The sequence below is a fragment of the Microbacterium cucumeris genome (genome assembly GCF_058349845.2).
The window spans coordinates 425,640-439,293 of record NZ_JBYRIZ020000001.1; the positions used below are offsets into that span (position 1 = coordinate 425,640).

General features: G+C 71.1%; 12 protein-coding genes. All 12 read right to left on the bottom strand.

Annotation, left to right across the window (positions count from 1 at the left end; all coding sequences use genetic code 11):
• Positions 1-2: 2 nt before the first annotated feature.
• The 12 genes from AC3RXZ_RS02125 to mltG all read right to left on the bottom strand — a co-directional run bounded on the left by AC3RXZ_RS02125 (position 3) and on the right by mltG (position 13,654).
• Positions 3-1,607 carry an FAD-dependent oxidoreductase gene (locus AC3RXZ_RS02125; RefSeq protein ID WP_243225647.1) on the bottom strand — a complete coding sequence of 535 codons (1,605 nt, stop codon included), beginning with the start codon at positions 1,605-1,607 and terminating at the stop codon, positions 3-5.
• 1 nt (position 1,608) lies between these two features.
• Positions 1,609-2,994, bottom strand: a complete 1,386-nt coding sequence (locus AC3RXZ_RS02130; RefSeq protein WP_491493029.1) for an MFS transporter — start codon at positions 2,992-2,994, stop codon at positions 1,609-1,611.
• Positions 2,995-3,164: 170 nt separating this feature from the next.
• Positions 3,165-6,416, bottom strand: a complete 3,252-nt coding sequence (locus tag AC3RXZ_RS02135; RefSeq protein WP_491493030.1) for a DEAD/DEAH box helicase — start codon at positions 6,414-6,416, stop codon at positions 3,165-3,167.
• Between the two features lie 55 nt (positions 6,417-6,471).
• Positions 6,472-6,882, bottom strand: a complete 411-nt coding sequence (nusB, locus tag AC3RXZ_RS02140) for a transcription antitermination factor NusB (RefSeq protein WP_243225644.1) — start codon at positions 6,880-6,882, stop codon at positions 6,472-6,474.
• Positions 6,883-6,885: 3 nt separating this feature from the next.
• On the bottom strand, positions 6,886-7,446 hold the full coding sequence (efp, locus tag AC3RXZ_RS02145; protein ID WP_243225643.1) for an elongation factor P: 561 nt from the start codon (positions 7,444-7,446) through the stop codon (positions 6,886-6,888).
• A 64-nt stretch (positions 7,447-7,510) separates the two neighbouring features.
• Positions 7,511-7,954 carry a type II 3-dehydroquinate dehydratase gene (locus AC3RXZ_RS02150; protein ID WP_491493031.1) on the bottom strand — a complete coding sequence of 148 codons (444 nt, stop codon included), beginning with the start codon at positions 7,952-7,954 and terminating at the stop codon, positions 7,511-7,513.
• A complete protein-coding gene (locus tag AC3RXZ_RS02155; RefSeq protein ID WP_491493032.1) occupies positions 7,951-8,499 on the bottom strand; it encodes a GNAT family N-acetyltransferase in 549 nt (182 codons plus the stop codon). The genes AC3RXZ_RS02150 and AC3RXZ_RS02155 overlap by 4 nt, the downstream gene beginning before the upstream one ends.
• Positions 8,496-9,584 (bottom strand): 3-dehydroquinate synthase, encoded by a 1,089-nt coding sequence (gene aroB, locus AC3RXZ_RS02160; protein ID WP_491493033.1) that lies wholly within the window; start codon positions 9,582-9,584, stop codon positions 8,496-8,498. The genes AC3RXZ_RS02155 and aroB overlap by 4 nt, the downstream gene beginning before the upstream one ends.
• A complete protein-coding gene (locus AC3RXZ_RS02165) occupies positions 9,581-10,099 on the bottom strand; it encodes a shikimate kinase (RefSeq protein ID WP_491493034.1) in 519 nt (172 codons plus the stop codon). Before AC3RXZ_RS02165 ends, aroB begins: the two co-directional genes overlap by 4 nt.
• Positions 10,092-11,315: a chorismate synthase gene (aroC, locus tag AC3RXZ_RS02170; protein WP_243225638.1), complete on the bottom strand. Its 1,224-nt coding sequence runs from the start codon at positions 11,313-11,315 to the stop codon at positions 10,092-10,094. Before aroC ends, AC3RXZ_RS02165 begins: the two co-directional genes overlap by 8 nt.
• A 53-nt stretch (positions 11,316-11,368) precedes the next feature.
• Positions 11,369-12,184, bottom strand: a complete 816-nt coding sequence (locus tag AC3RXZ_RS02175; protein WP_491493035.1) for a shikimate dehydrogenase — start codon at positions 12,182-12,184, stop codon at positions 11,369-11,371.
• 51 nt (positions 12,185-12,235) lie between these two features.
• Positions 12,236-13,654, bottom strand: a complete 1,419-nt coding sequence (gene mltG / locus AC3RXZ_RS02180; protein WP_491493036.1) for an endolytic transglycosylase MltG — start codon at positions 13,652-13,654, stop codon at positions 12,236-12,238.

Genomic DNA, 13,654 nt, shown 5'->3' on the forward strand with positions numbered 1-13,654 from the left:
GCTCATGCCGACGCCGCCTCCGCCACGGCGAACCGCTCGATGAGGTCGACGAGACGGCCCTTGCAGCCGCCGCATCCGGTGCCGGCCCGGGTGTCGCGGCCGAGGCATGCCACGGTGTCATTGCCCGCGGCGATCGAATCGGCGATGCGCTGCACTCTCACGCCGTTGCACGAGCACACCGTGGCGGTCGGGGCGAACGCGTCTGCGGCGGAGGAGATCTCGTCGGCGCCGTCCAGGCGCAGAAGCAGCGAGCGGTCCGACGGCAGCTCGCCGCGCCGGTCGTACAGCAAGGTGAGCTCTGCGGCCGTGCGCGGCATCCCGACGCACGCGAAGGCGTCGAGGACACCGTCGTGGGTCACCATCTTGACGTAGCGCCCGTGCATCGGATCCGCCCACTGCGCGACGTGCCGGAGCGGCTCCGTTTCGCTGAGCGGCTGGTCCCAGAGCTCGATGTCGACGTCCCCGACCGCGACGACGTCGATGTCGTCGTCCTTCAGCATGACCACGGCGTCCGACTCGATCGGGGCGGGGTCGTCGTGCCGGATGCGTGCAGCCTCGGCAGCGAGCCGTGCGGCGAGCCAGGCCGCCTGTCGCCATCCCGGTCCGATGAGCCCGGAGGGCGCCCCCGGCAGCCGGGAGAGCGCCTCGTTCTCGGCCGTGCGGGGCACGACGTGCGCGCAGTCGCCGATCGCGTACACGGCCTCGTCGCTCCAGGAGCGGAGCTGCTCGTCGACGACGACGCCGGCCGCCGTGCGGAGCCCGGCCAGGGTCGCGAGCTCGGTACGGGCGCCGATCCCGCACGACAGCACGAGGAGATCACCGCGCAGGTAGTTCCCGTCCGCCGTGACGACGGCGTCGAAGGCTCGGCTGCCGCCGTTCTCACGGAACGCGACCGCCTCGGCCCGGCTGTGCGCGAACACGGTGATGCCCCGGTCCTTCAGCGCCCTGGCGAGCACCGTCCCGGCACCGCGATCGAGGTTGCGGGGCATCGGCGTCGGACCATGATGCAGCACGCTCACCTGTGCCCCGGCATCCGCCGCGAGCAGGGCGAACTCGAGCCCGAGCACTCCGGCGCCGAGCACGGTGATGCGTGCACCGGCCCGTACCGCCCGGTGCACGCGCTCCGCGTCGGCGATGTCGCGCAGCACCGTGACCCCCGTGGGAAGCAGGGCGTCCGATCCGATCGCCGCGGGTCCGGTCCGCCGGAGCGCCGCCTCGTCGTATCGCGGCCTGTCCAGCCCGGCCAGGGTCGGCACGTTCGCCCTGGCTCCCGTCGCGAGGACCACGCGGTCGTAGGGGATCCGCTCCCCCGTCTCGAGCTCGGCGCACCGGGCATCGCGGTCGAGCGCGACGACGCGCGTGCCCAGCACGACCCGCGCTCCCGCCGCCCGAGCATCCGCCGGGTCGTGCAGCAGGAGCGCGTCGCGGTCGGCCCTGCCCGCAGCCAGCTCCGCGATCAGCACGCGGTTGTACGGGGCATCCGATTCAGCGCCGATGACGGTCAGCTCGACCGTGCCCGAGCGCACCGCGGGAAGCAGCTCTTCGCACAGGCGCGCGCCGACGGGGCCGAAGCCCACCACCACGACGCGCAGGCGCCCGGAGGACACGTCAGATCCGCCGTCCGTCGAGGAACGACCGCGGGACGCCGTAGACGAGGAGCGTGACGACCAGCAGCACCACGTAGCCGATGCCGAAGCCGATGAACGCGCCCTGGTAGCCGCCGGTCGCTAGCTGCGACGCGTTCAGGACCTGCGGGACGAGGAATCCTCCGTAGGCCCCGATGCCCGAGATGAGGCCGAGGGCAGCGGCCGCTCGGCGCGCGACGGCGGCGGCGTCCGCTTCCTTCCGTGCCACCGCACGCGCCGTGAACACGATCGGGATCATGCGGTAGGTGGAGCCGTTGCCGATCCCGGTGGCGGCGAACAGGACGAGGAATCCGAGGAGGAACAGCCAGAAGCTCCCGAGCGCCAGCACGCCGAGGATGCCGAAGGCGCCAAGCGCCATGACCGCGAAGGCCCCGATCGTCACGCGCGCCCCGCCGAAACGGTCGGCCAGCCGCCCGCCGAACGGCCGGAACAACGAGCCCACGAGCGCGCCGAGGAAGGCGAGGGAGACCGCCGCGGTGCCGATGTGCAGCGACGAGAACTCGGGGAACTGATCCGCGATCAGCTTCGGGAACACGCTGGAGAATCCGATGAACGAGCCGAACGTGCCGATGTAGAGCAGCGCCAGCAGCCACAGGTGCCCCTCGCGCAGCGCCGCGGCCGAACCGGCGAAGTCGGCCTTCGCCGACGAGAGGTTGTCCATGTACCGCCACGCGCCCCAGGCCGCGACGAGGATGAACGGCACCCACATCCATCCGGCCAGGGGAAGGCCGAGCCCGATGCCGGCCGTGAGCGACACGACGACGGGCACAAGGAACTGCGCGACCGAGGTGCCGAGGTTGCCGCCGGCCGCGTTGAGGCCGAGCGCCCAGCCCTTCTCGCGCTGCGGGAAGAAGTAGGTGATGTTCGCCATGGAGCTGGCGAAGTTGCCGCCTCCGAATCCGGCGAGAGCGGCGATGACGAGCATCATCCAGAACGGCGTCTGCGGGTCGCCGACCGCGACGGCGAGCAGGACGGACGGGATCAGCAGCAGCAGCGCCGACACGATGGTCCAGTTGCGCCCGCCGAACCGCGGCACCATGAACGTGTAGGGGAACCGCAGGGTCGCGCCGACGAGGCTCGGCAGGGAGATGAGCCAGAACGTCTCCGCGCTCGTGAAGGCGAATCCCGCCGACGGCAGGAGCACCACGACGATGCTCCACAGCTGCCACACGATGAAACCGAGGAACTCGGCGAAGATCGACCACCCGAGGTTGCGTCGCGCGATGCCGCGACCCTCGGCCTGCCAGAACGCGGTGTCCTCGGGATCGAAGCCGTCGATCCATCGGCCGGGTCGTCGGGTGAGGACGACCCCGGTGTCGGTCGAAGCGGAGACGACGGGTGCGGTCATGACTGCTCTCCTGGGTCCGGTGGGTCCGGTCGTCCGGACGGTACGCGACCGACGATAGGAGTACGGTGTTTCGGCCGGACGCGTGGCCGATTACCGCCCGATCACTTCTGCGTCACCCGGGGACGCCTCTGGGGTGAGGGCGTCGTCACACCCCCGTAACACGCCTCGGATCAGTCTTCGAAGAGGCCGCGGATGTCCTCGGCGCTCAGGGACTGCGCGAACAGCTGCTCGTCGTCCATCACGGCCGTGAACAGGCGCGCTTTGCGCTGCTGCAGCGCGAGGACCTTCTCCTCGACCGTCCCCGTCGCGATCATCCGGTACACGAAGACCTGCTCGCGCTGGCCGATGCGGTGGGCGCGGTCGACCGCCTGCGCCTCGGCGGCGGGATTCCACCACGGATCCAGCAGGAAGACGTAGTCGGCCTCGGTGAGCGTGAGGCCGAACCCGCCGGCCTTCAGGCTGATCAGGAACACCGGCTGATCGCCGGAGCGGAAGTCCTCGATCACGGCGTGCCGATCACGCGTCGAACCGTCCAGATAGACGGCGGGGACGCCCGCCTCCGCCAGGCGCTCGGCGGCCAGTCCGAGGAACGACGTGAACTGGCTGAAGACGAGGGCCCGGTGCCCCTCCGCCTGCAGCTCCTGGACGCGTTCGAGCAGCACGTCGAGCTTCGCGGAGCCGATCGCCGCGTCCTCCGGATCGATGAGCACCGGTGCCAGACTCAGCATCCGCAGCATGGTGAGGGAGCGGAAGACGATGAATCGATTGCGGTCGAGATCCTGGAGCAGGCCGAGGACCTTCTGCCGCTCGCGCTGGAGCACGGTGTCGTACAGGGCGCGGTGCTGGGGACTCAGGTCGACATGCAGCACCTGCTCCTGCTTGGGCGGCAGATCGTCCGCGACGAGCTCCTTCGTGCGGCGCAGCAGCAGCGGACGGATGCGGCGGCGCAGTCGCTCCAGCCGGCGCCGGCGGTAGGGCGCACCCTCCTCGTTCTCGGGGACCTTGCCCTGTTCGATCGGCTGGATGTATTCCTGCCGGAACCGGCGCGCCGACGGGAACAGGCCCGGAGCGGCCAGCCGCAGCAGCGCCCACAGCTCGGACAGGCTGTTCTCCAGCGGCGTGCCCGTCACGACGAACGTCACATCCGCACGGAGGGCGGCGACGGCACGATGCTGCTGTGTGGCGGGGTTCTTGACGAACTGCGCCTCGTCGAGGATCAGCGCGGCCCACTCCACTGCGGCGTACTCGTCCTGGTCGAGCCGCGTCACGGTGTAGGAGGTCACCACGACGTCTGCCGATGCCGCCGCCTCTGCGACGCTCTGCCCGCGTTTCGCGCTCGTGCCATCGAGGAGCCGCACTGTCAGATCGGGCGCGAACCGGGTCGCCTCGTCCTGCCAGGTGCCGAGCACCGAGGTCGGTGCTACGACGAGGACGGGGCGCTGCTCCCCCTGCTCCCGCATGTGCAGGATGAGCGTCAGCAGCTGGAGCGTCTTGCCCAGGCCCATGTCGTCGGCCAGGATTCCGCCGAGCCGGTGACGCCACAGGAACGCGAGCCAGTCGAACCCCGCCTGCTGGTACGGCCGCAGCAGCGCGCGGAGACCGGCAGGGGTCTCGGTCGCCGGCACGCTGTCGGCGGACCGCAGACCCTCGGCGGTGGCCCGCCAGCTCACGGCGGGCTGAGCCTCGTCCGCGAGGTCCTCGAACTCCTCCCACAGCGCGATCTGGTGACGGCTGATCCGGGGGCCGCTCTCCCACTCGGCGAGCTCGGCCGCCTCGTCGAGCAGGTCCCGCAGCCGCTGCAGCGCGGGGTGCGCGAGCGAGAAGTAGCTGCCGTCCACGAGCAGGAGCTTGGACCGGCGCAGGGCGAGAGCCGTGAACAGCGGTTCGAAGGGGATCGTGCGCCCGTCGATGGACACCAGGATGCCCAGGTCGAACCAGTCCGTCGACGTCGTCTCGACGGTGGAGACCGTGATCAGCGGGTCGCCCGTGAGCTCCCGGTACGCCTGCGGCTTGCCGCGGGTCTCGATGACCGCCCCGGCCGCCTCGAGAGCGGGAACGATCCGCGACACGAACTCGGCGGCATCGGCATCGCGCCGTTCCGCCTGCACGGCGAACGGCATCTCGGTGAGCGGTTCCCACGCCTCGCGCAGCGCCTCGAGCAGGCGTGCCTCGCCCGCGGCGTCGCGCACCGCGTCGGGCGAAGGCTCCGGGGCGAAACGACCGAAACCCTCGTAGTCCCACTGCAGGGAATGCGTGAGGACGTGCCCCGCCTGGTAGTCGACTGAGATCACCGCCCGCGGTTCCGGGGGCGCCGGGAGCGCGATCTCGTCGCTCGCCTGCACCGGGACCTGCCGCACGAGGTGCGGGTACGCCTCGGCCAGGAAGTCGTCGCGCTCCTCGGCGGGCACCTCGATGCTCCCCGGTCGGGTCAGCAGCGTGTGCATCATGGGCGTGAGTTCCACCGGAGCAAGGGTCAGCCGGATGCGCGCGCCGACGACCTCCCATGCGTACACCCCGGATCGACCGATCGGGCGGACCTGGCGGGAATCCTGCGGCACACCGTCGATGTACACGCGGCTGTCGAGCAGCAGCGCCTCCTCGTCGCCGTGGATCTCTGCGCCGACCTCGGCGTGCGAGGACATGCGGACATCGGTGTGCTTCTGCGTCGCGACGAGATCGATGCCGAGCTCGGACGCCTCGGCGAGATGCGCCCAGAGCAGGCGCGACGCGACGTGGTCCAGAAGGATCCAGTCCCCTGCGGTCCCGGACAGCAGCGACTCGCGGGCGATGCTCAGCAGATCGGTGAACCAGCGCACCTGATCCGGTGCGAAGCGTCCGACGGAGCGACGGAGCGTGTCCCATCCCGCATCGCCCTGGATCCAGTTCCCGGTCGACGCGCTGCGCATGAGCGGCCGGACGGCGAGGAGCACCTCGCCCGGGTCCTTCACAAGGTCACGCGGGTGGGCGGCCACCACGGGACGAGGTGCCCACTGGTGCACGCCCTGGGCCGGGCGGCGCCGGAGTTCGATCCCGAGAGCCAGGGGTCCGGCAGGCGGCGTCTGGGGCACCCCTGCCAGCAGGGTCCGCCAGACGGGCGGTCGGGCCCGGACCGGCGGCGCCGTGTCCGTCGGGAGTGCGACCTTGTCGTTGCTGGCCAGCAGCACCGCCACGACGTGCTTGCACGCGGTGCGCACGGGGCACGCGCACCGGCTGGAGGCGATCCGGTCGTCGTCGGCGAACTCGATCGCGCAGCTGTAGGGCATGCCCCGGGAGCCGGACACCTGCCCGTTGATCCGCCGGCGCGCGTCATCCCAGATGGCGTAGAGCACCCGACCCGTGCGCGCATAGGCGTGACCTCGGTCGAAGCCCCCGCGGTCCGTGTGCGCGAGGATGTCGCGCTCCGGGACGAACGGCGCAGTCATGGGCACCATCCTTCCCGCGGCATCCGACATCGACACCGGATGCCGGCCGACGACGTCAGCCCGCTCGCGCGATGCGGGCGAGCACGCCGTGCACGAAGGCGCCGGACTCGTCGGTCGAGAACTCCTTGGCGAGTTCCACGGCCTCGTCGATCGCGACAGCGGTGGGAACCTCGTCGTTGTAGAGGATCTCCCACACCGCGATGCGCAGCAGCGCGCGGTCGACGGCGGGCATCCGCTCGAGCTTCCAGTCGCGGCTGTGCGTGGTGATCTGCTCGTCGATCTCGTCCTGGTGGTCGACGATGCCGTCGGCGATCTCGCGCGCGTACAGCCAGCTCGCCTCGCGGGCGGGCTCGCTGGCGGCCCGCTTGGCCTCCGCCGCCAGGGTCACCGGGATCGCGTCTCCGCGGACGTCCGAGGAGAACAGGATGTCGAGTGCGCGCTTGCGCGCCTTAGTCCGGGCGCTCACGCCTTACTTCTCGCGACCGAGGTACTCACCCGTGCGGGTGTCGACCTTGATCTTCGTTCCGGTCTCGACGAAGAGCGGGACCTGCATCTCGTATCCGGTCTCGACCGTGGCCGGCTTGGTGCCGGCCGAGGAACGGTCGCCCTGCAGGCCGGGCTCGGTGTAGGTCACCTCGAGGATGACGGATGCCGGCAGGTCGATGTAGAGCGGGTTGCCGTTGTTGGTGGCGATCGTGACCTGCTGGTTCTCCAGCAGGAAGTTCTTCGCGTCGCCAACGGTCGCGGCGCCCACCGTGATCTGGTCGTAGTCGCTCGTGTCCATGAAGACGAACCCGTCGCCGTCGGTGTACAGGTACGTGAAGTCGCGGCGGTCGACGTTCTCGAGCTCGATCTTCGTGCCCGCGTTGTAGGTCTTGTCGACGACCTTGCCGGTGACGACGTTCTTCAGCTTGGTGCGCACGAACGCGCCGCCCTTGCCGGGCTTGACGTGCTGGAACTCCACCACGCTCCAGAGCTGGCCATCGATGTTGATGACGACGCCGTTCTTGATGTCTGCGGTGGATGCCATGAGAAGCGGGTTCCGTTTCGTGTCGAGGTGTGCGGGGCCGCGCTCACGCGGCCGACAGTCGATTCTAAGGGATCAGCGCGGTCAGCTGCCGCACGGCGTTCGCGTAGCCGTCGACGCCCTCCCCGATCACGCGGACCGCCGCGACGTCCTCGAGGTAGGAGAAGTGACGGAACCGCTCACGGGCGTGGACGTCCGAGACGTGGACCTCCGCGAACGGGAGCGCGACGCCGGTGAGGGCGTCTCGCAGCGAGACGGAGGTGTGCGTGAGTCCGCCGGGATTGATGACGATCCCCGCGCAGTCCTCACGGGCCGCGTGAATCGCGTCGATGAGCACGCCCTCGTGATTGCTCTGGATCGCGCGGATCTCGAAGCCGGCGGCGGCGGCCGCATCGCGGGCGAGCCGTTCGGCGTCCGCCAGCGTCTGCGCGCCGTAGACGGCGGGCTCGCGCGTGCCGAGCAGGTTCAGGTTCGGGCCGTTCACGAGGAGCAGGCGTCGGGGGGCGGTCACGCCGACAGCCTATCCCCGCCCAGAGGCCGCGCCATCTCGAGTTCGGGTCCGATGGGACCCTCGAATCGGTGCCCGGTCGGGCGGAAGCCGCCGCGCCGATACGCGGCCTGCGCGCGCGCGTTGTCGGCATGGACCTCCAACGCCAACGAGGCGTCGCCGTGGGAGCCGGCCCAGCCCGACGCGGCCGCGAGCAGGTCGTCGATGATCCCTCGGCCGCGGTGGTCGGGGCGCACGTAGACCCCGACGACGTCGCTGCGCGGCTCGTCGAGGATCCGGCCGTGCGCGTCGCGGTCTCCGGGCCGTCGGCGCAGCACGGAGACCGAGCCGACCCAGGCGCCTTCATCGATCGCGACGAACTGCGCAGCCGTGTCCGTCGATGCGGCGCCCGCCGCACGCTCCTGCCAGAACCCGTCGGGGCGCAGCAGGGCGGCGTCGACCGTGTCGAGGAACGCGATCGGCGCCGCCGGATCGCGAAGGGCCTCGAGACGCAGGTCCCGGACCTCGCGCCATTCGTGCTCGCAGACCCGCCGGACCACGTAGGTCACTCGCCGACCTCCTGGTACGCGGCGAACAGGAGGGACTCGTCCGGCGCCTGCAGCACGGTCGGCTTGGCGATCTCGTCGAGCACGATGAACCGCAGCATCCCGCCACGGGTCTTCTTGTCGCGCTGCATGGTCGCCAGAAGCTGAGGCCAGGCTCCCGCCCGGTAACCCGTCGGCAGGCCGAGGGACTCCAGGATGGTGCGGTGTCGTTCGGCCGCGGCATCCGGCAGCCTTCCCGCGAGGCGCGACAGCTCGGCGGCGAAGAGCATCCCGACCGAGATCGCGGCCCCGTGGCGCCAGCGGTACCTCTCGGCGTGCTCGATGGCGTGGCCGAGCGTGTGGCCGTAGTTGAGGATCTCCCGCTGACCGGCCTCGCGGAAGTCGTCCGAGACGACCCTCGCCTTCATGTCGATCGCGAGCTCCACGGCGCGCCGGAACTCGTCCGTCGAGGTGTCGACCGCACGCGCCGGATCCGTCTCGATGATGTCCAGGATCTCCGGAGCCCAGATGAAACCGGCCTTGACGACCTCGGCGTACCCGGCGGTGGCCTCGTGCGCGCTCAGGCTGCCGAGCTCGTCCAGATCGCCGATCACGGCCCTGGGCGCCCAGAAGGCGCCGACGAGGTTCTTGCCCTCCGCGGTGTTGACGCCGGTCTTGCCGCCCACGGAGGCGTCGACGAGTCCGAGGACGGTGGTGGGGATCTGGACGACCTGCACGCCCCGCAGCCAGGTGGCGGCGACGAAGCCCGCGAGGTCGGTCACCGCTCCCCCGCCGTAGCCGATCACGGCGTCCGTCCGGGTGAAGTCGGCCTGGCCCATGATCTGCCAGCAGAACGCGGCGACCTCGATGCGCTTGCCCTGCTCGGCGTCCGGGATCTCGGCGAGCAGAACCTCGCGCGGGCCCTCGGCCGCATCGGAGAGCAGCCGGTCGCGCAGCTCCGCAGCACGGCTCGCGAGGGTCGGCGGATGCACCACGAGGACCTTGCGCACGGCAGGATCCAGGGCGCCGGACACCCGATCCAGGATGCCCCGCCCCACGGTGATCTCGTAGGGGCTCTGCCCCGTGACGCTGATGGTCGTGTCGGTCATGACAGTCCTCTCCGCCAGTCGGCGATCTCGTCCGCGATGCGCGACATCGGGCGCCGCGAGGTGTCGAACACGACCGTCGCGACCTCCTCGTACCAGTCCCGCCGCTCCTCCAGGATGCGCGCCCAGCGCTCGACGGGGTCCTCGTCGCCGCCCAGCAGCGGTCGCGCGGAGCCGCGGATGCGTTCGGCGACCGCCTCGCGGCTCACCGTGAGGAGGACGACGGGGTGGTCGCGCAGCAGTTCCCGCGTTCCGGCATCGGTGATGGCGCCTCCCCCGAGCGAGACGACCCCGCCCTCGGCGAGAGCCGCGCGGACGGCCGCGCGCTCCAGCTCGCGGAAGCGCTCCTCGCCGTGCGTCGCGAAGATGTCCTCGATCCGGCCGTGCTCCGCCACGACACGGCGATCTGTGTCGATGAAGGCGACGCCGAGGCGCTTCGCGACACGCCGCCCGATGCTCGTCTTGCCCGATCCCATCGGGCCGACGAGCACGACGGTCGGCGGATGGACGTCACTCATCGCCGACGGCGAGGCCCGACTCCGAGGAGGCAGCGGTCCGCAGCTCGGCGGGGATCGCATCGAGGTAGCCCGCGAGGTTGCGGCGGGTCTCTCCCACGCTGTCGCCGCCGAACTTCTCGAGCACGGCACCGGCCAGCTCGATCGCGACCATCGCCTCGGCCACGACCCCCGCCGCGGGAACGGCGCAGACGTCCGAGCGCTGATGATGCGCCGTGGCGGCCTCGCCCGTGGACACGTCGATCGTCCGCAGTGCGTGCGGGACGGTCGCGATCGGCTTCATCCCGGCGCGCACCCGCAGCACGGTGCCGGTGGACATGCCGCCCTCGGTGCCGCCCGCCTTGTCCGAGGAGCGTGTGATGCCGTCGTCGGCAGCGAAGAGCTCGTCGTGCGCCGCCGAGCCGCGCCGACGCGTCGTCTCGAAGCCGTCGCCGACCTCGACGCCCTTGATCGCCTGGATGCTCATCAGCGCCTGTGCGAGCCGCGCGTCCAGGCGGCGATCCCACTGCACGTGGGAGCCGAGGCCCGGGGGCAGACCGTACGCGAGGACCTCGACGATGCCGCCGAGGGTGTCCCCGTCCTTCTTGGCATCGTCGACCTCGGCGACCATACGGGCCGAGGTCTCGGGGTCGAAGCATCGCAGTGGATCGGCGTCCAGCGCGGCGACATCGTCGGGCGTCGGCAGGACCGCACCCTCGGGGACCTGCACAGGACCGATCGACAGCGTGTGGCTGACGAGGCGGATGCCGAGCTCGGCGAGGAACGCGCGCGCCACGGCGCCAAGGGCGACCCGGGCGGCGGTCTCACGGGCACTGGCGCGCTCGAGGATCGGCCGGGCCTCGTCGAAGTCGTACTTCTGCATGCCGACGAGATCGGCGTGCCCGGGGCGCGGACGGGTGAGCGGAGCGCCGCGGCCGCGGGACCGGTCCGTGAGCTCCACGGGCTCGGGGCTCATGACCTCGGTCCACTTCGGCCACTCGGTGTTGCCGATGCGCAGCGCGATCGGGCTGCCGAGCGTCTTGCCGTGCCGGATGCCGGAGGACAGCGTCAGCTCGTCCTGCTCGAACTTCATCCGCGAGCCGCGGCCGTACCCGAGCTTGCGGCGAGCGAGATCCGCCTGGATCTGCTCGGGCGAGATGGGGACACCGGAGGGCAGGCCCTCCATGACGGCGATGAGTTCGGGGCCGTGCGATTCGCCGGCCGTCAGCACGCGGAGCATTGCTCCAGTCTCCCACGGGTTGCGGGCCGCGATGTGCGGCGTGACGCACGACGCTACAGGGCCGCGCGCATGGCGGAGAGCACCGCCGGCTCATCGGGCAGGAGCGCAGAGGGATCCGCGTGCAGGAAGATCCGGATCTGCCGGACGGCCTGGTGCAGCAGCATGCCCAGGCCCGAGATCGTCGGGGCTTCGCCCCACGCTGCCGCCAGAGCGGACGGCCACGGCGCGTAGGCGACGTCGAAGAGCGATCCCCCGCTCCGGGCGAGCGGCGCCACGACGTCCTCCGGCAGGACCGTGCCGCCGGGCAGCGACGCGATCGTGAGATCGGTCTGTCCGGCGGGCGCTGCGAACGCCGTGACGGAGAGGTCGAGGTCCAGCCGTGCGGCGAGGGCGCGAAGGTGCTCCGCCCGCTCCGGCCGCCGGGCGCGGACCTCCACGCGCCGGGCGCCGAGGTCGGCCATCGCCACCAGCGCGGACGCCGCCGTGGCTCCCGCACCGAGCAGCCGCACGTTCTCGATTTCGTGGATGCCGTGCTCGACGAGTGCGTCGACGATCCCGCCGACGTCCGTGTTGAACCCCGCGATCCGCTCGCCGAGCAGCAGCGTGTTGACGACGCCGGTCAGCTCGGCGTGCCGATCGTGCGATTCCGCGACGCGGAACGCCTCCTCCTTCAGTGGCATCGTCAGCGAGAGCCCGCGCCAGGTGTCGTCCAGCGAGGCGACGGTCTCGGCGAAGGCGGCTTCCGCGACGCGCAGGCGCTCGTACGACCACTCGAGGCCGAGTACCGCGTAGGCGGCCGCGTGCAGCGCGGGCGAGCGCGAGTGCGCGATGGGATCGCCCCACACCGCCAGGCGCGAACCTCGGGTCACGCGGGCACCGTCCTCTCGGAAGCGTCGGGTCTCGTCACCGGGCACCGGGTGTCAGTAGCAGCCGCTGTCGGGGTTGTCCTCGCACCACTGCTGATACTGCCGCTCGGCCTGCTGCTGCTCCTCGTAGGTGGTGGAGAACACCGTCTCCCCGGTGTCGAGGTTCACGGCCACGAAGTAGTACCACGGACCGTCAACCGGGTTCATGGCGGCGTCGATCGCCGCATGGCTGGCCGTCGCGATCGGGCCGGCGGGAAGGCCCGGGTGGGCATACGTGTTCCACGGGTTCTGGTCGCCGACGACGTCCTTCCAGGCCCACTCCGAAACAGGACCGTCGTGCGTGAGGCCGTAGCCGTACTGCGCCGTCGAATCCATCTGCAGCAGCCCGTGCGTCTCCTGGTTGTCCTCCTGGAGACGGTTCTGGATCACGCGGGACACCTTGGGGAAGTCGGCCGTGAGTCCCTCGCGCTGGATGATCGAGGCGATCGTCAGGATGCGCTGCGCGTCGGCCTCGGGCACGCCCACCTCGGCGAGCGACTCGCGCGTGCGGTCGACCATGGCCTGGACGACCTGGGTCGCCGTCACGCCGGGATCGAACGTGTAGACGGCGGGGAACAGCCAGCCTTCCAGCGTGTCGGCCTCGACGCCGTAGGCGGACGGGTCGGCGGTGGCGGCCTGGACGTCCTCCAGAGGCAGCTGCAGGCTCTCGGCGATGGTCGGCACGATCGTCTTGAGGGTCGTTCCCTCCACGACCCCGACCGAATGCTCCATCCGGTTCTCCGGGTTCTCGATGGCCTCGAGTGCGGCGGCCGCGGTCATCCGCTCCTGCAGCCGGTACACGCCCGGCATGAAGTTCGGGTTCAGCCCCTCGGCAATGAGCATGTCGTAGAAGACGTCCTCGGTCTTCGTGACGCCGGCCTCGTAGAGCGCGTGCGAGATCGGCTGTCCGGTGAAGCCCTCCTCGATCGTGACGAACACCTCGCCGGTGGCTTCCCCGGCGGCGTAGTCCTTCGGCTCGCCCCAGCCCATGGCGTCGCTGATCCGGTCGCCATAGGTGTTCCACACCCACACTCCACCGGCGGCCAATCCGCCGATCAGGACGAGCACGATGATGAGGGCGACGAGGCAGCCCGTGCGGCGCCGGCGCTTCGGCTCGGTGCCGTGATCCTCCGCGTTCGGGGCGAACAGATCCTCGAGCGAACCGCCTAGGGTGGGTTCGGGGGACGGCGACGAGGGCGTGGCGGTCACGGGTGCCTCGGGTGCCTGCTCGGGGCCGGCGGCGGTCGCCTGCTGCGGTGCCGTCCCGACCGGCTCGCTCGTCCGCTCCGCGCCGGACGCCGTGTCCGCGGCTCCCGCGCGCTGCGCGGCCTCCCGTGCGGCGCGCCGCGATCCGGGCGCCGGAGGGGTCTGGTCGACCGTGGGATGCGCGGTCGACGGATCCGGGAGGTTGTCGAACAGATCTCCCTGGGACAT

What these genes read in the sequence shown, in the direction of transcription:
- AC3RXZ_RS02130 (WP_491493029.1), bottom strand. Translation starts at nt 2,994, where the DNA reads ATGACCGCACCCGTCGTCTCCGCTTCGACCGACACCGGGGTCGTCCTC.
- AC3RXZ_RS02135 (WP_491493030.1), bottom strand. Translation starts at nt 6,416, where the DNA reads ATGACTGCGCCGTTCGTCCCGGAGCGCGACATCCTCGCGCACACGGAC.
- efp (WP_243225643.1), bottom strand. Translation starts at nt 7,446, where the DNA reads ATGGCATCCACCGCAGACATCAAGAACGGCGTCGTCATCAACATCGAT.
- aroB (WP_491493033.1), bottom strand. Translation starts at nt 9,584, where the DNA reads ATGACCGACACGACCATCAGCGTCACGGGGCAGAGCCCCTACGAGATC.
- AC3RXZ_RS02165 (WP_491493034.1), bottom strand. Translation starts at nt 10,099, where the DNA reads ATGAGTGACGTCCATCCGCCGACCGTCGTGCTCGTCGGCCCGATGGGA.
- aroC (WP_243225638.1), bottom strand. Translation starts at nt 11,315, where the DNA reads ATGCTCCGCGTGCTGACGGCCGGCGAATCGCACGGCCCCGAACTCATC.
- mltG (WP_491493036.1), bottom strand. Translation starts at nt 13,654, where the DNA reads ATGTCCCAGGGAGATCTGTTCGACAACCTCCCGGATCCGTCGACCGCG.